Genomic DNA, 623 nt, shown 5'->3' on the forward strand with positions numbered 1-623 from the left:
GAAGTCGTAACAAGGTAGCCCTAGGGGAACCTGGGGCTGGATCACCTCCTTACCTATACGACTAACTTAATGTTTGTTGAGTGTTCACACAGATTGCTTGTTTAGCTTCTCTTAGGAGAAGTCAGAGCTAAATGCGCCGCGAGCCGGTACGCATTGTTCTTTAACAATTTGGAAAGCTGATAGTATTTAATTRCATGAGTCTGTCATGTGATTAATTACAAAACGTTTAATGCGMAAGCATTRAACATGAGTTCTCAAACACTTTATTAAGTGTCTTGAATATTCAAAAGTAAATTATTCTTTATTGAATAGTTTACGTCTAAGGCGCGTCCACTTCTTTGGTCAGAAGTGAGACAAGTAAAACCAAGCTGGTCGCAATGCGGCGCAGGTGAGTGAAACTCATTTGGGTTGTATGGTTAAGCGACTAAGCGTATACGGTGGATGCCTTGGCAGTCAGAGGCGATGAAGGACGTAGTAACTTGCGAAAAGCGTTGGCGAGCTAGTAACAAGCATTTGAGCTAACGATGTCCGAATGGGGGAACCCAGCAGCATAAGCTGTTATCGCAACATGAATACATAGTGTTGCGAGGCGAACGAGGGGAACTGAAACATCTAAGTACCCT

The 623-nt window shown here is 43.2% G+C and carries 2 rRNA genes; both read left to right on the forward strand.

Annotated features, from left to right (window positions below):
• Positions 1–52 (forward strand): 16S ribosomal RNA (locus L5M11_RS23835); the annotation flags it as partial.
• Positions 53–414: 362 nt separating this feature from the next.
• A 23S ribosomal RNA gene (locus L5M11_RS23840) occupies positions 415–623 on the forward strand; the annotation flags it as partial.

It is taken from the genome of Shewanella sp. SM87 (assembly GCF_025653705.1).
GTDB classification, from domain to species: Bacteria; Pseudomonadota; Gammaproteobacteria; order Enterobacterales; family Shewanellaceae; genus Shewanella; species Shewanella oncorhynchi.